This is a genomic window from Microbacterium paraoxydans, from assembly GCF_018224615.1.
Classification (GTDB): Bacteria; Actinomycetota; Actinomycetes; order Actinomycetales; family Microbacteriaceae; genus Microbacterium; species Microbacterium paraoxydans_B.
The window spans coordinates 819,128-841,135 of the sequence record NZ_JAGTUK010000003.1; the positions used below are offsets into that span (position 1 = coordinate 819,128).

Sequence of the window (22,008 nt, forward strand, 5' to 3'; positions counted from 1 at the left end):
TGACGACCCCCGAACGCGCCCACCGAGCGATGTTCCCGGCCGCTGGCCAGGACCGCGTGAACGCTAGCGCCCGAGGATCTCGCGGGTCGTGACCTCGGGACGCAGATCGAGGCGACGCAGCAGCTGCGCGTTGAGCGCGACCACGATCGTCGACAGCGACATGAGCACCGCGCCGACCGACATCGGCAGCACGAACCCGATCGGGGCGAGCATACCGGCGGCGAGCGGCACCGACAGCAGGTTGTAGCCCGCGGCCCACCACAGGTTCTGCTTCATCTTGCGGTACGACGCCCGGGACAGCGCGATCACCGACAGCACCGAGCGCGGATCGTCCCCCGCAAGGATCACGCCGGCCGAGGCGATCGCGACATCCGTGCCCGCGCCGATCGCCAGGCCCACGTCGGCCTGCGCGAGGGCGGGTGCGTCGTTCACGCCGTCGCCCACCATCGCCACCCGACGGCCCTCGCGCTGGAGCTCCTGCACCTTCGCGGCCTTGTCCTCCGGGCGCACTCCGGCGAACACGCGGTCGATGCCGAGGTCGGCCGCGACCGTGTGCGCCACGGCCTCCGCGTCACCCGTGATCATCACGACCTGCACCCCGCGGGCGTGCAGCGCGTCCACCGCCTCCCGCGACTCCGGGCGCACCTCGTCGGCGAGCTTGAGCGCACCGATCACCCGACCGTCACGCACCACGTGCAGGATGATCGCGCCGTCCGTGCGCCAACCCTCGGCCACGGGCAGCTCCTCTGCGCCCTCCTCGCTCAGCAGATGCGGACCGCCCACGCGCACCCTGGCTCCGTCGACCGTGGCCGTCACGCCCACCGCGGGGGACGACGAGAAGTCACGGCTCGCCGGGACCGTCAGCCCGCGCTGCTGCGCGGCACGCACGATCGCCTTCGCCAGCGGGTGCTCGCTGTCGGCCTCGGCCGCCGCCGCCAGAGCCAGCACCGCATCGGCGTCGCCCTCGCCCGCGACCGACACCTCGGACACCACCGGCTCGCCCTTCGTGAGCGTACCGGTCTTGTCGAACAGCACCGTGTCGACCGTGCGCATGCTCTCCAGCGCGAGACGGTCCTTCACCAGCACCCCGCCGCGGGCGGCGCGCTCGGTGGCGATCGACACCACCAGCGGGATCGCGAGTCCCAGCGCGTGCGGGCACGCGATCACCAGCACCGTGATGGTGCGGATCACCGCGTCGTCGGGCAGGCCCACCAGTGTCCACACGACCGCCGTGATCGCGGCTGCACCGAGCGCGAACCAGAACAGCCAGCCCGCGGCCGTGTCGGCGAGGCGCTGCGCCCGCGACGACGAGTTCTGCGCCTCCGTCACGAGCCGCTGGATCCCGGCGAGGGTCGTGTCGTCGCCCGTCGCCGTGATCTCCACGCGCAGCCCGGAGTCGGTCGCGACCGTGCCCGCCGTGACCGGGTCGCCCACGGCACGCGACACCGTGCGCGACTCCCCCGTCACCATCGACTCGTCCATCGACGCGCGACCGTCGACGATGCGCCCGTCGGCGGGAATGCTGCCGCCCGGCCGCACCACCACCACGTCGCCCACTCGCAGATCTGCCGGGGTGACGCGCACCACCTGGTCGCCCTCCACGCGCTCGGCCTCGTCGGGCAGCAGCGCCGCGAGGGAATCGAGGGCGGACGTGGTCTGGGCGAGCGACCGCATCTCGATCCAGTGCCCGAGCAGCATGATCACGATCAGCAGCGCCAGCTCCCACCAGAAGTCGAGCTCATGGTGCAGCAGCCCGAGGCTGGCGCCCCACGACGCCACGAAGGCGACCGTGATCGCCAGCGCGATCAGCAGCATCATGCCGGGCTTGCGCGCCCGGAGCTCGCCGACCGCGCCCGCGAGGAACGGCCGGCCGCCCCACACGTACATGACCGTGCCGAGCACGGGCGACACCCAAGTCAGACCCGGCACGTCGGGCAGCGTGTACCCCAGGATCATCGCGAACATCCCGGACAGCACGACCGTCGGCACCGCGAGCACCAGCATGATCCAGAACAGGCGCCGGAACTGCCCGACGTGGTCGCCGTGACCGCCGTGACCGCCATGGCCCGCGTGACCGCCGTGACCCGCGTGATCCGCGTGGGCCGCGTGGGCCGCGTGGGCCGCGTGGTCAGCGTGGCCCGCGTGGGGGTCGTGATCCGCGTGGGCCGTGTGGTCCGCGTGGGGGTCGTGGCCCGCGTGGGGCTCGTGACCCGCGTGGGAGTCGACAGCGGTGTGATCCGTGCGCGGACCGTGGTCGTGGTGCGGGGTGCTCATGATCTTCCCTCCAAGGTCGATGATGCCGTGCGGGGCCGCGGTGACGCGCCCCGCACGGTGCGGTCGCTCAGGCGGCCGCGAGGTACTTCGCGGGGTCGGCGTCGAACGCCGGACCGCAGCCCGCGCAGCAGAAGTGGTACCGCGTGCCCTCGTGGTCGCGGTACAGCCCTGCGGCCTCCGCGGCGGCGATCGACACCGGGGTGCCCGCCATCACCGGGCATGTGGTCATGCCCTCGGCGTTCGACGCCAGCAGGTCGCGGCGCCCCTCGGCGGCGATACCACCGGTGGCCGGAACGCTGCAGCAGGACCCTGCGGGGGAATCGGACATGTCGGAGCTCCTTCTTCTCTGTGTCACTGTGCGTCCACCGCCGTGCTGCGGAACGACCGCAGGCGGAGGCTGTTGCCGACCACGAAGACGCTGGAGAGCGCCATCGCCGCGCCGGCGAGCATGGGGTTGAGCAGGCCGAGTGCCGCGAGCGGGATCGCCGCGACGTTGTACGCGAACGCCCAGAACAGGTTCCCTTTGATGGTGCCGAGCGTGCGGCGCGACAGGCGGATCGCATCGGCCGCGCTGCGCAGGTCGCCGCGCACGAGAGTGATGTCGCTCGCCTCGATCGCCGCGTCGGTGCCGGTGCCCATCGCGAGGCCGAGATCGGCCTGAGCGAGAGCCGCGGCGTCGTTCACGCCGTCGCCCACCATCGCCACCACGCGGCCCTCGTCCTGCAACCGCCGCACCACCGCGACCTTGTCGGCCGGGAGCACCTCGGCGATCACCTCCTCGATGCCCACCTCCGCGGCGATCTGCTCCGCGACGGCGCGGTTGTCGCCCGTGAGCAGCACGGGTGTGAGCCCGAGCGCCGTGAGCTGCGCCACCGCCTGCGCACTCGTGGCCTTGACCGTATCGGCCACCACGAGCACACCGCGAGCCGCGCCGTCCCATCCCACCGCGATCGCGGTCTTTCCCTGGCGCTCGGCCTCGGTCTTCACCGCGGCGAGCGCATCCGGCAGGTGCAGCGACCACTCCTCGAGCAGCGACACTCGACCGACGACCACGGCGTGACCGTCGACCACGCCCTGCACGCCGCGGCCCTCGATGCTCGTGAACCCCTCGGGCGCGGGCAACGGCCCCAGCTCCCTGGTCGCCGCGGCGGCCACGGCCTGGGCGATCGGGTGCTCCGACGCGTCCTCCAGCGCCCCGGCGAGGCGCAGCAGCTCGGCGCGCTCGACGCCGTCGGCGACGTGCACGGCTGTGAGGGTCATGCGGCCGGTGGTGACGGTGCCGGTCTTGTCGAGCACGACCGTGTCGACGCGGCGGGTGGACTCGAGGACCTCCGGACCCTTGATCAGGATGCCCAGCTGCGCACCACGACCCGTGCCGACGAGGAGCGCCGTGGGGGTGGCGAGGCCCAGGGCGCAGGGGCACGCGATGATGAGCACGGCGACGGCCGCGGTGAAGGCCGCCGCGGCGGGGAAGCCCGCGCCGAGCCAGACGCCCAGCGTGCCGAGCGCCACCGCGATCACGATCGGGACGAAGATGCCGGAGACGCGGTCGGCGAGGCGCTGCACCTGCGCCTTCCCGGTCTGCGCCTCCTCCACGAGCCGCGCCATCTGCGCCAGCTGCGTGTCGGAGCCGACGCGGGTCGCGCGCACGACGAGACGTCCGCCCGCGTTCACGGTGGCCCCGGTCACGGCGTCGCCCTCGCCCACCTCCACCGGCACCGACTCGCCCGTGAGCATCGAGGCGTCCACGGCCGAGGTGCCGGACACCACGATGCCGTCGGTGGCGATCTTCTCGCCCGGTCGCACCACGAACTCGTCGCCGACCGCCAGCTCGCCCGTCGGGATGCACGTCTCCACACCGTCGCGCAGTACCGCGACCTCTTTCGCGCCGAGCTCGAGCAGTGCCCGCAGCGCCGCCCCTGCCTGTCGCTTGGAGCGCTTCTCGAAGTAGCGCCCGGCGAGGATGAACGTGGTGACCCCGGCACCCACCTCGAGGTAGATGTTCCCCGCCCCGTCGCTCGGGGCCACGGTCAGCTCGAACGGGTGGGTCATGCCCGGCATTCCAGCCGTGCCGAAGAACAGGGCGTACAGCGACCACAGCAGCGCCGCGAGCGTGCCCATCGAGATGAGCGTGTCCATGGTCGCCGCGCCGTGACGCAGGTTGATCCATGCGGCCCGGTGGAACGGCCACGCCGCCCACACGATCACGGGCCCGGCGAGGGCGAGCGATAGCCACTGCCAGTACGTGAACTGGAGGGCGGGGATCATCGCCATCGCGACGACGGGCACCGTGAGCACGATCGACGCGATCAGCCGGTGGCGCAGCGAGACGAGCTCGTCATCCGCGGCGTCGGGCGCGGTGTTCTCGGTGGGCGGGGCCGGGGGTGCCGGGACCGCCGCGGTGTAGCCGGTCTTCTCCACCTCGGCGATCAGCAGGGCCGGGTCGAAGCCGGCCGGTGCGGTGACCTTGGCCTTCTCCGTCGCGTAGTTGACGGTCGCGGTGACGCCGTCGATGCGGTTGAGCTTCTTCTCGATCCGCATGGCGCACGAGGCGCAGGTCATGCCGCCGATGTCGAGCTCGACGCTGGTGCCGGTGTCCATCAGGCTCGCACCGCCTGGTATCCGGCCTCGTCGACCGCGGCGAGGACGGCGTCGTCGTCGAGAACGGTCGTGCTGCGTACGACGAGTCGCCCGGTCTGCGCGCTCACGTCGACGCCGTCGACGCCGGGGATCTGGGAGACCTCGCCGCGGACGGCCAGCTCGCAGTGGCCGCACGTCATCCCGGTGACCTGGTACTCGCTCGTGTTCATCGTCGTTCCTCTCGATCTCTGGGATACCCCCCTGGGGTACTCCCTCGCCACAACCTTATACCTCTCACGGGTATTCCCGAAACAGCCGGAAGCCACGTCGCCCGCCGTCCTCGCCCTCGCAGGGTGACCCGGCCGCGCCACCCCGGCGCATGCGCTGTCACGCTGAGCCCATGGACGACGCGACCCTCCCCTCCTGGAGAGACACCCCCACCCGCCGGGCGATCGAGGCGTTCGTGACCGCCGTCACGAACGGGCCGGACGCGGTGCCCGAAGCCGAGCGCATCGCCGTGTTCGACAACGACGGCACCCTGTGGACGGAGAAGCCCATGCCCACACAGCTGCACTACGTCGTGGACCGCTGGCGGGACGCCGCCCTGGCGAACCCCTCGCTCGCCGAGACGCAGCCGTATCGCGCGGCCGTCACGGGCGACCTGGCGTGGCTCGGCACCGCGATCGACAAGCACTACGCGGGTGACGACTCCGATCTCGGCACCATCATCACGGCTCTGGTCGGACTCACCGACGGCGTGGACGTGGAGGAATACGCCGCCGCCGTATCCGACTTCTTCCGCACCGCCCGCCACCCCGTGCTGCACCGCCCCTACCTCGAGCTCGTGTACCAGCCGATGGTCGAGCTGCTGCGGTACCTCGAACGGCACGGCTTCACGTGCTACATCGTCTCGGGCGGCGAGCGCGACTTCCTCCGCCCGATGACCCAGGACGCCTACGGCATCCCGCCCGAACGCGTCGTGGGCTCGGCGTTCGGACTCACCTACGACGAGAGCGGGGCACGCGTGCGCTACTCCCCGGCTCTGGCGTTCTTCGACGACGGTCCCGAGAAGCCCGTGCGCATCTGGAGCCGCGTCGGCCGCCGCCCCCTGCTCGCGGCGGGCAACTCCAACGGCGACGGTCCGATGCTGGACTACGCCCGAGGCGGCCCGAGGGAGGGCCTGGCGCTGCTGATCCACCACGACGACCACGACCGCGACGACGCGCCGTACGACAGCGGGGCGGAGCGAGTCCTGGCCGCCGCCGACGCGCAGGGCTACACCGTCGTCAGCGTGCGCGACGACTGGTCGGCCGTGTTCCCCGCGCCGTCGTGACACCCCGGGGCGGCGTGCTCACACGGCACAGCGGAACCCGATGTGCGTCATCGCCGTGTCTTCCGCCTGCGCCGACCGCGCGGCCGGCCGATACCGCAGGCAGTACTCGGGCGCGCACAGGTGGGAGCCGCCCTTGAGCACTCGGCGCGGGATGGGCGATCCCGGCTCCGCCGACAGCAGGCTCGCCCGGCGGCCCTGATCCACCGCGACCGTGCCGGGCGGCACGTGCCGGTGGGTCCAGTAGTCGGCGGTCCACTCCCACACGTTGCCGATCATGTCGAACAGCCCGTACCCGTTGGCGGGGAAGCTGCGCACGGGCGCCGTGCCCACCCAGCCCGACGCGCCGTCGTTGCGGTAGGGGAACGCGCCCTGCCACGTGTCGGCCATCAGCACGCCGTCCGGCCGGGTCTCGTCGCCCCACGCGAACCGCGCGCCGACCAGACCGCCGCGTGCCGCCCACTCCCACTCGGCCTCGGTCGGCAGGCGCTTGCCCGCCCACGCGGCGTACGCGGCGGCGTCGGCGAAGGCGACGTGCACCACGGGATGGTCGAGCCGATCGTCGATCGACGAGCCGGGGCCGGACGGCCGACGCCAGAACGCGCCGGGCTCCCACCGCCACCACTGCCGCCAGTCGCGCAGGTCGACCGGTCCCGGCGTCGGTGTGAACACCATGGCGCCGGGAACCAGGTCGTCGGGGTGCACGCCCGGGTAGTCGGCGGGGTCCATGGGCCGCTCGGCGACCGTGACGTAGCCGGTCTCGTCGACGAAGCGCGCGTACTCGCGGTTGGTCACCGGGTGCTCGTCGAGGCGGAACGACGTGACCTCGCGCTCGTGGACCGGTCCCTCTTCGGGGTAGAACTCATCGGACCCCATCTGCAGCGTGCCCCCGGGAACCTCGATCATCGCCGCCATGCCTTCATGGTAGGGCTCGCCCGCGCGTGCGGGCCGCGTCGGAGAGGCACTCACGGCACCTACTCGCGAGACAGCATCGCGGCCGCCTCCCGCTCCAGATCCAGGTACTGCTCCGCGCTCACGTCGACCGCCACGCCGAGCAGCGTGCCACCCGTGAACGGGAAGGAGCTGCCGTACTGACGGCTCACCGGGTCGGCGCTGTCCCATCCCACGCACAGTCCGTCGCCGCACAGCGTGAACTTGCCGACCTGCGCCCGCATCGGCCCCGACGCGACCGCCTGATCGTCGACGTACAGCGTGGCGGTGCCGACCGACTCGCCGTGCTCCCCCGCGCGCTCTCGCACGAACTGCACGCCGAGCGTGTGCGGCCCCGGCGCGAGCGGCTCGGAGGTGAACGTCTGCTCCGGCGGGATGCCGAGGAAGTTGTACACATAGGTCAGACGACCGTCCTTGAGGAACAGCGAGTGCCCGCCGAACCGCGAGCCGTGCGCGAACAGCACGCCCTGCGCCCCCTCCTCCAGCACCACGTCTGCGATGATCGAGAACGACCGCCCCCGCACGTTGACCGCGACGCTCTCCGGCACCGCGGCCGTGCCGGGGAAGTACACGTAGCGCTCGCGCGGCGGCTCCGCCTGCGGACGCTGCACGGTCAGCAGCTCCCTGGCCGAACGGTCGTCGAGCGGCAGGGCGAAGTTCGCCTCCGCTTCCGCGAACCAGGCGTCGATCAGCTCCTGCAACTTCTCCGGATGCTCGGCCGCGAGGTCGTGCGCCTCGGCGCGGTCCTCCGCCACGTGGTACAGCTCCCACGCGTCGTCGTCGAAGTGACCCTTGCCGCTCAGGGGCGCGTGCACTGCGGCCGCCTTCCACCCGTCCTTCCAGATGCCGCGAGTGCCGAGCATCGAGTAGTACTGCACGTGCTTCTCGCTCGGGCCGTCGGGCGCCGCGTCGAAGCTGTACCGCATCGACACGCCGTCGAGCGGGCGCTGGGCCACCCCGCGGTAGGTCTCGGGCATCTCGATCCCGATCGCGTCGAGCACGGTCGCCACCACGTCGACGGAGTGGTGGTACTGGTGGCGCAGCTCGCCGCGAGCCTCGAAGCCCTTCGGCCAGTGGATCACCATCGGGTCGCACGTGCCGCCCGAGTACTGGGAGTAGCGCTTGAACATCTGGAACGGGGTCGAGAACGCCGCTGCCCACCCCGTCGGATAGTGGTTGTAGGTGTCGGCGGAGCCCAGCCGATCGATCATCGCGAGGTTCTCGGCGAGGTCGTCCGGGAAGCCGTTGAAGAACTTGTTCTCATTGACGGAGCCGTCCGGCGAGCCCTCCCCCGATGCCCCGTTGTCGGCGCAATAGAACACGAGCGTGTTGTCGAGCTGCCCCGTCTCCTCGAGGTAGTCGATGATGCGGCCGACCTGCGCGTCGGTGTACTCGCTGAACCCGGCGAACACCTCGGCCATGCGGGCGAACAGGCGCCGCTCGTCGTCATTCAGCTCGGCCCAGGGCCGCACGACGTCCGCGGGATTCGCGACGTCGTCCGGCAGCGGGTTGAACGGCGTGAGCGCGGTGCCCTCCGGGAGCACGCCCTTCTCGACCATACGCGCGAGCACCCACTCGCGGTACGCGTCGTAGCCGTCGTCGAACACGCCCTTGTACTTGTCGATGTACTCCTGGGGCGCGTGGTGCGGGGCGTGGTTCGCACCGGGACAGAACCACAGGTACCAGGGCTTCGACGGGTTCGACGCCTGCTGGTTGCGGATCATGCTCAGGGCCTGATCCGCCAGGTCCTTCGAGAGGTGGTAGCCCTCCTCCGGCGTGTAGGGCGCCTCGATGAAGTGGTTGTCCTCCACGAGATCCGGATACCAGTTGTTGGTCTCCCCGCCGAGAAAGCCGTAGAACCGGTCGAACCCGAGCTGCAGCGGCCACATCGACCGGTTGCCGCCCGGAGCGTTGTCCTCCTCCGGCACGTTGTGGTCCTTGCCGACCCAGAACGTGGAGTAGCCGTTGTCCTGCAGCACCTGCCCGATCGTGGCGCACTCTGCGGGCAGCCGCCCCGCGAAGCCGGGGAACCCGTTGGTGCCCTCCATGATCACGCCTGCCCGGTTCACGTGGTGGTTGCGCCCGGTGAGCATCGTCGACCGGGTGGGTGAGCACAGCGCCGTCGTGTGCCACTGCGTGTAGGTGAGCCCGCCCGCCGCGAGCCGCTCCATGGTCGGCATGCTGATGCGCCCGCCATACGGCGACCACGATGCGAGCCCGGTGTCGTCGTACAGGATCACGAGCACGTTCGGTGCGCCCTCGGGGGCGCGTCGCAACTCGTACGGCGACCAGTCCGGCGTCGAGTCCCGCACATCGAGCCGGATCTCTCCGGCGAAGTCCTGGTTGAAGTCCGACATGGCTGCTCCTCCTGTGGCCGGTGTCCTCGCGTGCCCCGAGTATCCCCGGCTGCCGCGGCCGACGGGGGTGGCGCTCATCCCTCCCGGGTGAGTACCGCCGCCGCATCGCCGCGGGCATCGCCTGCCGGTTCGTCGACCGTGCCCTCGGCGGCGTCTTCCGCCGGGCTCTCGGGAGGGCGGCGCAGCAGCTCGACCAGCACCACGAGCACGAGCACGCCCACGGTCACGCCGAGCACCGCACCGAACGTCACCGGTCGCGACAGGATCAGCACCAGCAGCGCGACCACGAGCCCCGCGACCAGGATCGGCCCGCGATACCGGTCCACCGCGACACCGAACCGTCCCGTGGTCACGCCGTGGCGCTCCGCCGCACCCCGGATGGCGGCGAAACCGCTCTCTGCGGCGGTCCTCGTGCGCACGGCCGCACGCGAGGACCCGGCGACCCACGCCCACACCGCCACCAGCACCGCCAGCAGCGCGAGCGCCGCGACCGTGGAGGACAGCAGCGTGGTGACCGCGTCGAACAGCGAGGCCGCGGCAGCGGAGGTCATGATCGACGGGCTCACCGCGCCGAGGAAGAACGAGCGGCCGATGCCCATGCCGGCAGCCAGGAGCAGGAAGGCCGCGGCGAGCGCGGCACTCGTCCAGAACAGCGCCCTCGACCGGTCTCGCGCCAGCAGGATCCCCACCACGACCAGCCCCACGAGCACCCACGGCAACCAGAACCCCGCCGCGACCGCCACCTGGTACAGCGCTCGTACCAACACGAGCGCATCGGCCTGGGCGATCGGGATGGAGCGGTCGATCACGGGGATCAGGTCGGCCACTCCGACACCGCGCTCCGCGAGGGCCTCTTTGACGCGCTCGATCACCACGCCGAGGTCGAGCGACAGCACCCCGTCGTCGGCGAGCTGCAGCGCGGTACCCGGTTGATCCTGCAGCACCGCGACGGCGCGCTCATGGGCCACCCGCAGCGACTGCGACCAGATGTCGGCGAACTGCGCGGACGACACCACGTCATGCACCACGCCGTCGATCAGCGACGACAGCCCGGACGCGGCGGGAGCCTCGAGCAGCGTGAGGGCGCTCTCGGCGCGCGGCGGCAGGTCGAGCGTGCGCAGCCCGTCGAACAGCTCCCCCACCACGGCGTCGAGGTCGACCTGCTCGTCGATCGCTGCGCTCACCTGATCGGCCACGAAGTCCTGCACATCCGGGTCCTGCGCCAGGGGACCGAAGGTCGCGACGAACCGGTCGGCGTCCACGAGCTGCAGGCGCCCCCACGTGCCGAGCACCGCGACCGGGGCGAGCAGCACCGCCACCGCCAGCACGATCCCGGCGAGGATGCCGCGCGCCGATGGGCGACGTCGCGGAGCGCGGAGCGCCTCGTTCTCGCGTTCGAGCAGCTCGACCCGCGCCTTCAACTCATCGAGTTCGCCCATCGGTCCTCCTCCGCGCTGTCGCCGTGGCGCTCCGCGGCTACGTGCCGAGCAGCTTCTGCTTCGCCGCCGCGAACTCCTCCGCCGACAGCACTCCGGCCTGCTGCATGGATGCGAGCTGCTGCAGCTTCGCGATCAGGTCGTCTCCCGCGGCCGGCGCCGGCGTCGGCGCGGCCGGTGGCGCGGCCATGTTCTGCACCGTCGCCTCGACCTGCGCCTGCTGCTGAGCGGCCTCGTACTGCTGCTGCTCGTACTCCTCCTGCGCACGGCGCGCCTGGTGTCGTTGCGCCGCTCCCGTGACGGCCGAGGCCGTGCCCGCGACCACCGCCGTGCGCGCGGCGAGCCCCAGCAGCCCGGGGCGTCCGAATCTCCGCAGAGGCATGTCAGTCCCCTTCCTGGTCGAGGATGTCCATGAGCGCATTCACCACGGGTGCCGGCACGCGCTCGGTGCGCAGCACGCGGCCGCCCGCCGCGGCGAGGTCCCGCGCCAGCACCCGGGCGAACACGAGCTCCAGCACCACCACCGCGGCCGAACGACCCGGATCGAGCTCGCCGGCCAACAGCTCCACGTCTTCCTCCCCCGCGAGACCGGAAGCGATCGGGGCGAACCCGGCGAGCCCGAGCTGCTCCGCATCGTCCTCCAGCTCGAGGATCTCGATCTCACCCGCCGGGCTCTTGCTGACGAACACGATGTCGAGGATGCGGATGACGCCGCTCTCGGCCACGTCCGCGAGCGCACGGAACGTGCCGGGGCCTGGCCGCTCACCCTCGAACCCCACCAGGTAGAGCTCGACGGGGCCGAACCGGAAATCGTTCATGGGGTGCCCTCTCCTCGCGCGGATCAACGCCCGTCATGCTCGCACCCCCGCCGGGCGGTGCTCTCCCCCGGGTCACCCGGTCGGGGTGAGCGTCACCGCCGGGGACTCGCCCGGATGGGGTGACCACCGTGACGTCGGACGCGACGGGCCCTGCCACGATCGCCTCACCTGCTCATCAACGAAAGGGGTCCGACGTGTCCTTCTGGGAAAGCTTCTGGGACATCATCTGGTGGTTCTTCTGGGTGTTCGTCTTCGTCTCCTACCTCATGGTGCTGTTCAACATCGTCGCCGACCTGTTCCGCGACCACGCACTGAACGGCTGGTGGAAGGCCGTGTGGATCGTCTTCCTGATCTTCGTCCCATTCCTCACGGCGCTCATCTACCTGATCGCGCGCGGCCCCGGCATGGCGGAGCGCAGCGCGGCGGCGTACCGGCAGCAGCAGGATGCGGCCGACTCGTACATCCGCAGCGTGGCGGGCTCGAGCCCGACCGACGAGATCGAGAAGGCGGCGAAGTTGCGCGCGGCCGGGACGATCACCGACGAGGAGTTCGCGTCGATCAAGGCGCGCGCCCTCGCCTGACTCCGAGGAGCGGGTGCCGCCCGGTCCGGCGGCGCCCGCTCACACCGTCGAGCGCACGGCCTCCCGGCGCGACGACACCCCCAGCTTGCGGTAGATCGCGCGCTGATGGGTTTTGACCGTGTTGATCGACACCGACAGCTCACGCGCGATCTCGGGTAGCGTCCGCGCGGTCTGCAGCTGCTGGAACACCTCGCGCTCCCGCTCCGACAGTCGGTCGGCGAGCGAGCCGCCCGCATCCATCGCGAGGCAGCGGCCGATGAAGTCCTCGAATTGCGTGCCGAAGTGCACGTGCTCGTGCAGGAGCCGTCGCACCGCGACCTCCCGCGGTCCGAACAGCACGCGGATCCCCTCGCCGGACGCGACGGCGACGGCCGCCTCGCACAGTTCGTGCGCTTCCTCGTGACGCCCCGCATGGCGACGCATCACCGCCGCCGTGATGAGCGTGGAGGCCTTCACGTATGACACCTCGCCGTAGCCGCGCAGCGAGCGCAGCGTCTCCAGCGCCGCCGGGTACTCCTCGGCGCGGCGCAGCACACCGGCCAGCGCCACATTCACCAGGGGGAGGTCGGGACGCTGCACCGCGCGTCCCGCGATCCGGCGCGCGCGGTCCCCGCTGCCCACCGCCTCGTCGAGCAGTGCCACGGCCGACTCGCGCAGCGCCGCCCAGCTGAACCCGCGGATCACCTCCAGCGGGATCTCCTGCACCGCGATCGCCGCACGACGGCAGGCCGCCACGTCACCGGTCTCCGCGGCCGCGTACGCGATCATCATCCTGGCCAGCCCCGCGACCACACGATCGTTCTCGCCGTCGCCCCGCACCGCCGAGAACGCCGCGATCGCCTCCGCGCTGTCGCCCGACCAGTAGGCCACGAACCCGGATGCCGCCGCCGCGGTCCCTCCCGTCGGCGGGGCGTCGGCCGCGGTCGCGCCGACGCGGGAGAGCGTGTGCCGCGCGTCCACGAACCGGCCGGCCCAGACCTGCCCGAACGCGAGCTGCGCCAGCGACCAGCGCACCCGCTCCAGGTCACCCGAGCGCTCGGCCTCGCGCGCCGCATCGGCGAAGTACTCCGCAGGCAGGCCCGGGTCGCCGCGGTGACGGATCTCGCTCCAGCCCAGCAGGTAGTCCAGTGCGGTCCGGTCCGCCAGCTCGACCGCCGACGCCTCGTGCAGCAGCGCGTGCACCCGCGCACTGGCCTCGACCACGTCGGCGCTCTCGTCCGCGAGCAGCAGCCGGGCGACGGGCACGACGGCCGACTCCTCCGCACTGTCGCCGGCCAGCAGCGCCTGCGCCCGTTGAAACAGCTCGCGGGCCACATGAGGCTCGCCGAGGGCATCGCACGCGCACGCGCGAACCAGCAGGAGGTGCGCATCGTCGGGGTCCTGCCGCAGCAGCTCGGTGGCGGCGCGCTCGACCTCGACCGCATCCCCGGCGACGACCAGTCCGAGCCAGCGCCGGGCGAGGATCTCGCGCGCGACGCCGGTGTCGCCCGCTCGCAGCGCGTGCCCGATCGCGGCGACCGGGTCGGGGTCGGCCAGCGTCACGGCGGCCCGACGGTGGACCTCGGCCAGCCGCTCCCTGTCGGCCGCCGCGATCTCTCCGCAACGGCGCGCGAACGTGCGGTGCCAGCGGTAGACCGGTCCGTGCGGTCCGTCGAACCGGTCGAGGAACAACCCGAGCCGCACGCAGGTCTCCAGCAGGTCGGCGGCGTCGTCGCGCAGCGTCACCGCCACCGCGACCTCGGGCGTGAGCTCGGCGCACGCCGTCGTGTCCAGCACGAACCGTGCGACCTCGGGCGGCAGTGCGCCCAGCACGTGTTCGCGCACGTACTCCCCCAGGAAACTCGACGCACTCGGCGCGCCCCGCTCGGGACGGGCGCCGCCGATCATCATGAGCCGCACGGCGATGGGCCAGCCACCGGTCTCCTCGACGATCGCGTCCGCCCCGAGACCGTCCCGCGCGGTCGGCGCCAGCTGCGCCACCTCGTCGTGCGTGAAGCTCAGCAGGTCAGCGCCGAGAAAACTCTCCGGTGCGGTCACGCGCTGGCGGCTCAGGGTCAGCTCGAGCAGCGTGGTCCCCACCAGCACCACCCGCAGTCCGTCCGGCGGCTGCTCGGTGAGCATGCCCAGCAGCCCGTCACGCCACCGCTCGCCCGCACGGTGTGCGTCGTCGACCACCAGGTGCACTCGTGCGGCGCGGTCGCCGAACACGCGACAGATCTCCTCATACGCGCGCTCCGGGTCTCCGAGCCCCGCTGACAGCTCACCCGCGTCGCCGGAGCTCGTCCGCAGCGCCTCCACCACGCCGCGCGTCAGCCGGCCGGGATCGACGTCGAACGGGCTCAGCGCCAGCCACGCCACCCGGTCGGTGGTCGCGGCCCACTGCGCCACGGCGGTGGTCTTGCCGAAACCGCAGGGCGCGCTCACCACGGTCACGGCCGAGGCTGACACCGCCGCGCGCAGAGCCTGGGTGACCCGGTCACGTCGCAGCACACCGGGCTGCGGGGCCGGTGGCCGGAACCGCATGGCCGGCCCTGGACTCGCCAGACGTGCGGGGGACGACATGGCAGTCACCCTAGTGACGGCCGCGCGATGGCACGCTGGCGTCCCCGATTCTCACCCGGATGAGAACACGCACGCGCGGTGCACGGAAGGGGGCGGGCTACGCTGGCCGCGTGACCCGCTCCCCCGACTCCCCCGATCGCGCCACCGACCGCGCGCTGTCTCCCGCGCTGCACGTGCTGCTGGCTCTCGCCGCGGGCGCCGTGGCCCTCGCGGGCCTGTATGTGGCCCGTGACGTGTTCAGTCCGCTCGCTCTCGCGGTCGTGATCGTCGTCGTGTGCGATCCCGTGCGCAGGCCCCTCGCGCGGAAGGGCTGGCCGGCGTGGACCGGCTCGACCGCCGTGATCGTCGTGGCGATCGCGATCCTGGTGGCGATGGGCGCGCTGCTGGCCCTCGCCGGCACGCAGTTCGCCGGGCTGATCGGCGACCTTGCCGACGACGGCAGCCTGCGGCGGACGGCCGACGGCCTGGCGGCCCTGCTGCAGTCGCTGGGCATCGCCGACACCGCGACGGACGCCGCAGCCACCGCGCTCGACCCCGAGACGCTGCTCACCGCCGCGAGCCGGGTGGGCGGCACCGTAGTGAGCGTGGCGACCGCCCTGTTCTTCGTGTGCGCGTACATCGTGTTCCTCGCCGTCGACGCGGCCCGGTACCAGCGCGCGGGCGAGGTCTTCGGCGCCACCCGCCGCACGACGATCGAGCGCATCACACGCCTGAACCGCGGCGTGCGGCGCTACTTCGTCGTCAACGCGATCTTCGGCGCGATCGTCGCCGTGATCGACGGGCTCGCGCTGTGGTGGATGGGTGTCCCGGCGCCGCTGGTGTGGGCGATCCTCGCGTTCGTCACGAACTTCATCCCCAACATCGGGTTCGTGCTCGGTCTCATCCCGCCTGCCGTGCTCGCGCTCGTGGTCGGCGGGTGGCCGTTGCTGCTCGCCGTCGTCGCGGTGTACTGCGTGGTCAACGTCGTGCTGCAGGTGCTCGTGCAACCCAAGTTCGTCAGCGACGCCGTCGACCTGAGTCTCACGCTGAGCTTCTTCTCGGTCATCTTCTGGACGTTCGTGATCGGCCCGCTCGGGGCGATCCTGGCCGTGCCCCTCACGCTCTTCGTGCGCACTCTGGTGCTGGAGGGCGACCCCGGCAGCACCTGGCTGCGCTGGCTGTCCGGCGACCGCACCGCCGTGCCGACCGCGGCCGCTCCGATGCGAGCGGAGCAGGACGCCGCCGACGCACTCGATCCCCCGCGAGATCACCCGGGGGATGTTGCCCGCTGACCCTGGCGGCGGCGCCGGGCACAGTGGAAGAGTGGTCGCGCCGCGCTCCGCGTCGCGGACGAGGAGGTGGGCATGCAGCGACCGCTCGCCGGGCTGACCGCCCGCAACGCCCTCACCGAGGTCACGGCGGGTGTCACCCTGCTCGCGATCGCGATCCCCCTGAACATCGGGTATGCCCAGATCGCCGGGCTCCCCGCGACCGCGGGCCTGTACGCCCTCATCGTCCCGACCGTCCTGTACGCGCTGGTCGTCTCGTCGCGACAGCTCGTGGCCTCGCCCGACGCTGCGGCGGCCGCGCTCGTCGCCTCGTCGGTCGGCGGACTCGCCGTGGCCGGCAGCGCCGACTACGCCACGCTCGCGCTCGCCCAGGCCGTGCTGTCCGGTCTGCTGTTCGGGTTGCTGGCGGTGTTCCGGCTCGGGTTCCTCGCCGACTTCCTGTCGAAGCCGATCCTGGTCGGCTTCGTCGGCGGCCTGGCACTCGACATCATGGTGAGCCAGATCGCCAAGATGCTAGGCGTGAAGATCGACTCCGGCGGCGAGTTCCCGGAGAAGGTGGTCGGCCTGATCGGCGGACTGCCCACGCTCAACGGCTGGTCGCTGCTGATCGCCGCGGGTTCGGTCGCGGTGCTGCTGCTCGGGCGGGCCTTCCTGCGCGCCGTGCCGTGGGCACTCATCGTCCTGATCCTGACCACCGCGATCGTGCTGGTCGCCGGACTCGACGACCGCGGGGTCGCCGTGCTGGGAAGCGTGCCCGCGGGTCCGCCCGCGCTGACCTGGCCCGTGCTCGACTGGACCACGTGGCTGGCGCTGGTGCCGTCCGCGATCGCGCTCACCCTGGTCACCACGGCGGAGGGCCTGCTGGTGTCGCGCTCCTATGCCGAGGCGCACGGGTACCCGTTCCGCGCCAACCGCGACCTGCTCGCGTTCGGCGTCGCCAACGTCGCGGCCGGTGCCCAGGGCAGCTTCGCGGTGGGCTCGTCCACCTCGCGGACCGCCGCGATGGACCAGGCGGGGTCGCGCACGCAGTTGCCCTCGCTCGTGCTCGCCGTCGGCACGCTGCTGCTGCTGCTGTTCGGGACGGCACTGCTGGAGGACATCCCCTCGCCGGCGATCGGCGCGATCGTGGGCGTCGCGATCATTCCGCTGCTGGGCGTCCGCTCGTTCCTCGACCTGTGGCGCAAGGACCGGTTCGAGTTCCTCATCGCCGCGGTGTGCTTCCTCGTGACCCTGCTCATCGGCTCGATCCCCGGCATCCTCGTCGCGTTCGTGCTGGCCCTGGTGAACCTCGCCAAGCGGGCGGCCTCCCCCGCGATCGATGTGCTGGAGGCCTCGGGCGACCCGGGTGAGTCGCTGCTGGACGACGCGCCGTCCGGGTCGACGACCGCTCCGGGGATCATCGTGGTGCGCCTGGCCGCGCCGCTGTTCTTCGCCAACGGCTCGGTGTTCACCTCGGCGGTGAAGGAGGCGATCCGCGCGGCGGGCGACGGCGCGGTGCAGCACCTCGTGGTCGACATGGAAGCGGTGACGGATGTCGACGTGACGGGCGCGGAGTCGTTCGCCGCCCTCAAGCGCTGGCTCGCCGACCGCTCGATCTCGCTGTCGTTCAGCCGCGGCCGCGCGAACACGTGGCGGCGGATGGCGGAGCTCGACCTGCTCGATGGCGAGCCGCTGCACGCGACCAACCGTGCGGCGATCGCCGCGCTGACCGCGCCGGACTCGCTGCCGACGCCCGACGAGAGGTAGACGCATGGGTGCAGCCATCGGGGACACCCTCCCCCTCGCCCTGGGCATCGCGATCAGCCCGATCCCGATCATCGCGGCCATCCTGATGCTGCTGTCGCCGCGAGCCCGGGTGACCAGCGTCGGCTTCCTGCTCGGCTGGGTCCTCGGCATCGTCGTCGCCGTGAGCGCGTTCACGCTGCTCTCCACCGTCCTTCCCGAGGAGGACCCGGACGCCTCGCGACCCGTCCGCGGCACGGTGCAGCTGCTGCTGGGCGCCGGACTGCTCCTGCTCGCGGTGATGCAGTGGCGTGGCCGTCCCGGACCGGGCCGCGCTGCCCGCATGCCCGCCTGGATGCAGGCGATCGACACGATGCGGTTCCCGATGGCCCTCGGACTCGGGTTCCTGCTCTCCGCCGTGAACCCGAAGAACCTGCTCATGGCAGCGGGCGCAGGCGTGGACATCGGAGCGGCGGGGCTGGACGGCGGCGCCGTCGTGGTCGTGATTGCGGTGTTCACCGTGATCGCCGCGTCGACCGTGCTCGTCCCGGTGGTGGGCTACCTCGTGGCCGCTCAGCGCCTGCACGAACCACTCGATGCCCTGCGCGGATGGCTGGCGAGGGAGAACGCGGTCATCATGGCCGTGCTGCTCCTCGTGATCGGCGTGTCGATGATCGGCAAGGGCATCGCCGCGTTCTGAGCCGTTGCCCCGTCGCGGGAGGAGGTGATCGCATGGGGCCGCTGATCGTGTCGCTGGCCCCCGTCGCGCTCGGCGTCGTGCTGAGCCCGCTCGCGATCATGGCGCTGGTCGCGGTGCTGTTGTCGGGGCGGGCGCGCGTCAACGGCGTCGCCTACCTGCTCGGCTGGCTCACCGGGCTCGGGGGCCTGGTGGCGCTGTTCCTGTGGGTGTTCCAGCGGGTCGAGGTGCACACCCACCGTGAGCCGCCGCTGTGGGTGCCGCTGCTGCGGCTGCTCCTCGGGCTGTTCCTGGTGCTCGCTGCGGTGTGGGTGTATCGCAAAGGCCGGGCCCGCATCGCCCAGATGGCCGCCGCCTCCACTCCGCGCGAGGTGGTCGCCGCCTCCCCGCAGTTGCCCGGCTGGCTGCACTCGGTGGCGTCGTTCCGTCCCGGTCGCACGTTCCTGCTCGGCCTCGGGCTGTTCGTGCTCAACCCGGTCGACGCGTCCTGCGCGATCATCGCAGCGCTCGACATCTCGCTCGCCGACGTCAGCGGCACGACCGCGTTCTGGGTCGCGGTCGTGTTCGTCGCGATCGGCGCCCTCCCCATCGCGGCGCCCGTGGTGTTCGTCGTGGCCCGGGGCGGGGCAGCCGAGCCGCTGCTCAACCGCGCGCGGTCCTGGATCTCCGGCAACACGCACGTGCTCAATGCCGCGATGCTGCTCGTGATCGGGGTGCTTCAGCTCGACAAGGCCCTCGGCGCGCTGCTCTGACCGGCGACCTCCCTCTATGGCGCGTCCGCGTGCAGGCCGAGGGCGCGCGCGGCCGCGGTCACCCCCTCACGATCCGACACCCCGAGCTTGCGATAGATGTTGCGGACGTGCGTCTTGACCGTGTTCGGGGAGATGTACTCCTGCGTCGCGATCTCCCGCAGCGTGGCGTTGCGGCACAGCGCGGCCAGCACGATCCGCTCGCGCTGGGTGAGCTCTTCCTCCGCCAGCACCCCCGCGGCCGTGAACCTCTCGCGCACCCGGTCGGCGAATCGCGTCCTCGAGCCGACGGTCGCGCGGGCCGCCAGCAACTGGATCACCACCGACCCCGCCTCGGCCACCCGGCGCACGTGGTCCTCGGGCTCGGCCAGCGCGAGCGCGCTCGCGAGGGCGAGCTGCGCGCGGTCGGGCTCACCGTCTGCCACGTCGAGCTGTGCTTCCACGAGCCACGCGTCGATCATCGAGGCGGGCAGCAGGCACGGTGCCGCGCCCTCCAGCACGGGGGCGAGAGCGCCACGCGCGATGCCCGGCCGTCGATCGTGCATGGCCGCGAGTGCGCGCAGGACCAGCACGTCCCCGGTCTCGCCGAGCGCGGCCTCGACCTCCTCGATGAAGCGGTCGCGCAACGCGGGCTCGTTCAGGCGGTGGAAGGCGTGCACCACGAACGGTGCCATCATCGCGTACCAGTGCACGGGCAGCGGAAGGTCTGCGCGCGGGGCGAGGAAGTCGAACAGGGCCACGGCGGCGGCGTGGGCATCGTCGTTCAGATCCACCGCGAGCAGGGCCTGCAGTCCATGCAGTCCCCGCGTGATCGCGGTCTCTCCCCCCGCGTCGAGGATGCGCGCGACGGGAAGCAGCGCGGGGCTTGCGTCGAGCAGATTCATGGCCTCGTAGGGCACCCAGGCCTGCCACACCCGCATCACCTCGACGAACGCGTTGTCGGGCTCGCCGACCTCACGCCACCGCGCCACCACCGCGGCGCATCCGTCGAGCACATCGCGGAGCCGCCCGCGGAACAGGGTCGCGGTGACGAGCACGGCCTCCGCCTGCAGTTCCGCTGCCGCCGCGTCGATGTCCCGCGCCAGATCGGCGGCTCGTCTGGCCGACTCCTCGGCGTGGTCCAGGCGCCCCGCGAAGAGCTGCACCATCGCCAGCTGCACGAGTGCGTACGTGTCGATCTGCTGTTCGCCCGTCGGTGTGAGGGGCTCGGCGTCCACCGCGGCGAGCGCGTGCTCGATCCCTCCGCGGCGAAGAGCCGTGTGGAGCATGAGCCCCAGTCGCCACCGTCGGTGCGCCTCCGACTCGCCCGGATCGGGTCGCAGCGTCAGCGCCACGGCCGCGGCCGACGCGTCACCGCGGGTCAGTTCGGCCGCCGCGACGAGCATGCGGACGGCCGGGTCCGCACGGCGGTGCGCGGGCAGCTGTCCGATGGCCGCCACGACCTCGTCGGCGTGTCCGTCGAGCACGAGCTGCATCCCGCTGCGGCACAGGATGGCGGACACGCAGAACTCTTCCTCGCTGCGCACGGCATGACGCAGCGCGAGCAGTGGTTCGCCGCGCTCGTCGAACCACTGCGAGGCGATGCCCTCGAGTCGCGCTGCCTCGCCGTCGCCCCGGCTGCGCAACCTCCCGAGCAGGAACTCGCGCAGCAGGGGGTGATAGTGGTAGCGGGGAGGGTCTGCCGCGTCCGGCCCCGCGAGCACGTTGAGCCGCAGCAACCGGTCGACCACCGCACCGGCCTGCGCGCTGCCGCTGAGGACGGTCGCGAGATCGGTCGAGAAGCTGTCGGGGATAGCCGTGGCCTCGAGGAAGCTCTGCACGTCGTCGCCCAGGTCCCCGAAGATCTCCTCCACGAAGTAGTCCACCACGTCGGGGTCGTCTCCGCGCGGCGGCAGCGCGCCGATCCTCGCGCCGCCGGAGGAGTTCAGCATCGTCAGCTGCAGTGCGGCGGCCCACCCTTCCGTGCGCTCGAGCAGCGCGATGATCTCGGTCGGAGTGATCTCCACCCCGCGGATCGCGAAGAAGGCCTGGATCTCGTGCGGGCGGAACGCCAGCGAGGCGCCGTCGAGCTCGAGCGCGATACCGGTCAGGCGCCGGCGCGCCAGCGGGATCGTGCGCGTCCCGCGACCCGCCAGCACCACGTGCACGTTGCCGGGGACGGTCTGCACGAACACCGACATCAGGCGCGCGGTTTCCTCGTCCTGAAGGTGGTGCACGTCGTCGACGATGATGACGATGCGGCCGCGTGCCGCGTCGAGAGCCCTCGCGAGTCCTCGTGCGAAGGCGGTGCCTGACGCCCGCGGCACTCGCCGGAGGGCTCGATGCACACGAGGGTCGTCGATGCCCTCCAGCGCCGTCACCAGGGTCTCGATGTCGTCACCGCGCTCCAGCGGCACCCAGACGACCGCGATGTCCGAGGTCTCCTGCAGCTCGCGAGCCCACTGCGCGAGCAGCCTCGTCTTCCCGGCACCGGCCGGCGCGCCGACCAGCGTCAGCGTCCACGGCTCGTCCATCGCCGCGGTCAGCCGCGTGAGCAGTCGCTCCCTCCGTACCTCGCCCTTCACTGGTGCGGGGATGGGACTCGCGATCCCTTCCTCGCGGTGAGCATCTTCCTTCATCGGTCCCCCCGATTCGAAGCCGCTCTCCCCCTCGGCGGCAGTATATTCCAGGGCGGGAGCGGTCC

At 72.0% G+C, this 22,008-nt stretch carries 17 protein-coding genes; 6 read left to right on the forward strand and 11 right to left on the reverse strand.

Annotation, left to right across the window (positions count from 1 at the left end; genetic code table 11):
* Positions 1-63: 63 nt before the first annotated feature.
* The 4 genes from KE274_RS14155 to KE274_RS14170 form a co-directional block, all read right to left on the reverse strand.
* Positions 64-2,274: a heavy metal translocating P-type ATPase gene (locus KE274_RS14155; RefSeq protein ID WP_211544776.1), complete on the reverse strand. Its 2,211-nt coding sequence runs from the start codon at positions 2,272-2,274 to the stop codon at positions 64-66.
* Positions 2,275-2,341: 67 nt separating this feature from the next.
* Positions 2,342-2,602, reverse strand: coding sequence for a YHS domain-containing protein (locus KE274_RS14160; RefSeq protein ID WP_211544779.1), 261 nt, complete (start codon positions 2,600-2,602; stop codon positions 2,342-2,344).
* A gap of 23 nt (positions 2,603-2,625) precedes the next feature.
* The gene (locus tag KE274_RS14165) at positions 2,626-4,875 is read right to left on the reverse strand and encodes a heavy metal translocating P-type ATPase (RefSeq protein ID WP_211544780.1); all 2,250 of its coding nucleotides are present in this window, start codon (positions 4,873-4,875) and stop codon (positions 2,626-2,628) included.
* Positions 4,875-5,084, reverse strand: coding sequence for a heavy-metal-associated domain-containing protein (locus KE274_RS14170; RefSeq protein WP_211544783.1), 210 nt, complete (start codon positions 5,082-5,084; stop codon positions 4,875-4,877). The genes KE274_RS14165 and KE274_RS14170 overlap by 1 nt, the downstream gene beginning before the upstream one ends.
* Before the next feature lie 170 nt (positions 5,085-5,254).
* Between KE274_RS14170 and KE274_RS14175 the strand changes: the two genes are divergently transcribed.
* Positions 5,255-6,187 (forward strand): HAD family hydrolase, encoded by a 933-nt coding sequence (locus KE274_RS14175; RefSeq protein ID WP_211544785.1) that lies wholly within the window; start codon positions 5,255-5,257, stop codon positions 6,185-6,187.
* An 18-nt stretch (positions 6,188-6,205) separates the two neighbouring features.
* Here KE274_RS14175 and KE274_RS14180 read toward each other — a convergent pair whose 3' ends face one another.
* From KE274_RS14180 to KE274_RS14200, 5 genes are all read right to left on the reverse strand, one after another.
* Complete coding sequence (locus KE274_RS14180) at positions 6,206-7,090, reverse strand: formylglycine-generating enzyme family protein (RefSeq protein WP_211544993.1); 885 nt, start codon at positions 7,088-7,090, stop codon at positions 6,206-6,208.
* A 68-nt stretch (positions 7,091-7,158) separates the two neighbouring features.
* Positions 7,159-9,492, reverse strand: coding sequence for a sulfatase-like hydrolase/transferase (locus KE274_RS14185; protein WP_211544787.1), 2,334 nt, complete (start codon positions 9,490-9,492; stop codon positions 7,159-7,161).
* Positions 9,493-9,566: 74 nt separating this feature from the next.
* Positions 9,567-10,931 (reverse strand): hypothetical protein, encoded by a 1,365-nt coding sequence (locus KE274_RS14190; RefSeq protein WP_211544790.1) that lies wholly within the window; start codon positions 10,929-10,931, stop codon positions 9,567-9,569.
* A gap of 37 nt (positions 10,932-10,968) precedes the next feature.
* Positions 10,969-11,310 carry an SHOCT domain-containing protein gene (locus tag KE274_RS14195; RefSeq protein ID WP_211544792.1) on the reverse strand — a complete coding sequence of 114 codons (342 nt, stop codon included), beginning with the start codon at positions 11,308-11,310 and terminating at the stop codon, positions 10,969-10,971.
* A 1-nt stretch (position 11,311) separates the two neighbouring features.
* Positions 11,312-11,746 carry a DUF6325 family protein gene (locus tag KE274_RS14200; protein ID WP_211544793.1) on the reverse strand — a complete coding sequence of 145 codons (435 nt, stop codon included), beginning with the start codon at positions 11,744-11,746 and terminating at the stop codon, positions 11,312-11,314.
* A gap of 194 nt (positions 11,747-11,940) precedes the next feature.
* Here KE274_RS14200 and KE274_RS14205 point away from each other — a divergent pair, with 194 nt between their 5' ends.
* The gene (locus KE274_RS14205) at positions 11,941-12,327 is read left to right on the forward strand and encodes an SHOCT domain-containing protein (protein ID WP_211544797.1); all 387 of its coding nucleotides are present in this window, start codon (positions 11,941-11,943) and stop codon (positions 12,325-12,327) included.
* 39 nt (positions 12,328-12,366) lie between these two features.
* Here the strand turns inward: KE274_RS14205 and KE274_RS14210 are convergent, their stop codons facing one another.
* Positions 12,367-14,889, reverse strand: a complete 2,523-nt coding sequence (locus KE274_RS14210; RefSeq protein ID WP_249186329.1) for a LuxR C-terminal-related transcriptional regulator — start codon at positions 14,887-14,889, stop codon at positions 12,367-12,369.
* Between the two features lie 110 nt (positions 14,890-14,999).
* Here KE274_RS14210 and KE274_RS14215 point away from each other — a divergent pair, with 110 nt between their 5' ends.
* From KE274_RS14215 to KE274_RS14230, 4 genes are all read left to right on the forward strand, one after another.
* On the forward strand, positions 15,000-16,160 hold the full coding sequence (locus KE274_RS14215) for an AI-2E family transporter (protein WP_307872218.1): 1,161 nt from the start codon (positions 15,000-15,002) through the stop codon (positions 16,158-16,160).
* A gap of 72 nt (positions 16,161-16,232) precedes the next feature.
* Positions 16,233-17,903, forward strand: a complete 1,671-nt coding sequence (locus tag KE274_RS14220; protein ID WP_211544800.1) for a SulP family inorganic anion transporter — start codon at positions 16,233-16,235, stop codon at positions 17,901-17,903.
* 4 nt (positions 17,904-17,907) lie between these two features.
* Positions 17,908-18,579: a GAP family protein gene (locus KE274_RS14225; protein WP_211544801.1), complete on the forward strand. Its 672-nt coding sequence runs from the start codon at positions 17,908-17,910 to the stop codon at positions 18,577-18,579.
* Positions 18,580-18,611: 32 nt separating this feature from the next.
* A complete protein-coding gene (locus KE274_RS14230; protein ID WP_211544802.1) occupies positions 18,612-19,328 on the forward strand; it encodes a GAP family protein in 717 nt (238 codons plus the stop codon).
* Positions 19,329-19,342: 14 nt separating this feature from the next.
* Here the strand turns inward: KE274_RS14230 and KE274_RS14235 are convergent, their stop codons facing one another.
* Positions 19,343-21,943 carry a LuxR C-terminal-related transcriptional regulator gene (locus KE274_RS14235; RefSeq protein ID WP_211544803.1) on the reverse strand — a complete coding sequence of 867 codons (2,601 nt, stop codon included), beginning with the start codon at positions 21,941-21,943 and terminating at the stop codon, positions 19,343-19,345.
* Positions 21,944-22,008 lie beyond the last annotated feature (65 nt).

What these genes read in the sequence shown, in the direction of transcription:
- KE274_RS14155 (WP_211544776.1), bottom strand. Translation starts at nt 2,274, where the DNA reads ATGAGCACCCCGCACCACGACCACGGTCCGCGCACGGATCACACCGCT.
- KE274_RS14160 (WP_211544779.1), bottom strand. Translation starts at nt 2,602, where the DNA reads ATGTCCGATTCCCCCGCAGGGTCCTGCTGCAGCGTTCCGGCCACCGGT.
- KE274_RS14235 (WP_211544803.1), bottom strand. Translation starts at nt 21,943, where the DNA reads ATGAAGGAAGATGCTCACCGCGAGGAAGGGATCGCGAGTCCCATCCCC.
- KE274_RS14190 (WP_211544790.1), bottom strand. Translation starts at nt 10,931, where the DNA reads ATGGGCGAACTCGATGAGTTGAAGGCGCGGGTCGAGCTGCTCGAACGC.
- KE274_RS14200 (WP_211544793.1), bottom strand. Translation starts at nt 11,746, where the DNA reads ATGAACGATTTCCGGTTCGGCCCCGTCGAGCTCTACCTGGTGGGGTTC.
- KE274_RS14185 (WP_211544787.1), bottom strand. Translation starts at nt 9,492, where the DNA reads ATGTCGGACTTCAACCAGGACTTCGCCGGAGAGATCCGGCTCGATGTG.
- KE274_RS14165 (WP_211544780.1), bottom strand. Translation starts at nt 4,875, where the DNA reads ATGGACACCGGCACCAGCGTCGAGCTCGACATCGGCGGCATGACCTGC.
- KE274_RS14170 (WP_211544783.1), bottom strand. Translation starts at nt 5,084, where the DNA reads ATGAACACGAGCGAGTACCAGGTCACCGGGATGACGTGCGGCCACTGC.
- KE274_RS14230 (WP_211544802.1), top strand. Translation starts at nt 18,612, where the DNA reads ATGGGGCCGCTGATCGTGTCGCTGGCCCCCGTCGCGCTCGGCGTCGTG.
- KE274_RS14220 (WP_211544800.1), top strand. Translation starts at nt 16,233, where the DNA reads ATGCAGCGACCGCTCGCCGGGCTGACCGCCCGCAACGCCCTCACCGAG.
- KE274_RS14225 (WP_211544801.1), top strand. Translation starts at nt 17,908, where the DNA reads ATGGGTGCAGCCATCGGGGACACCCTCCCCCTCGCCCTGGGCATCGCG.
- KE274_RS14180 (WP_211544993.1), bottom strand. Translation starts at nt 7,090, where the DNA reads ATGATCGAGGTTCCCGGGGGCACGCTGCAGATGGGGTCCGATGAGTTC.
- KE274_RS14210 (WP_249186329.1), bottom strand. Translation starts at nt 14,889, where the DNA reads ATGTCGTCCCCCGCACGTCTGGCGAGTCCAGGGCCGGCCATGCGGTTC.
- KE274_RS14195 (WP_211544792.1), bottom strand. Translation starts at nt 11,310, where the DNA reads ATGCCTCTGCGGAGATTCGGACGCCCCGGGCTGCTGGGGCTCGCCGCG.
- KE274_RS14175 (WP_211544785.1), top strand. Translation starts at nt 5,255, where the DNA reads ATGGACGACGCGACCCTCCCCTCCTGGAGAGACACCCCCACCCGCCGG.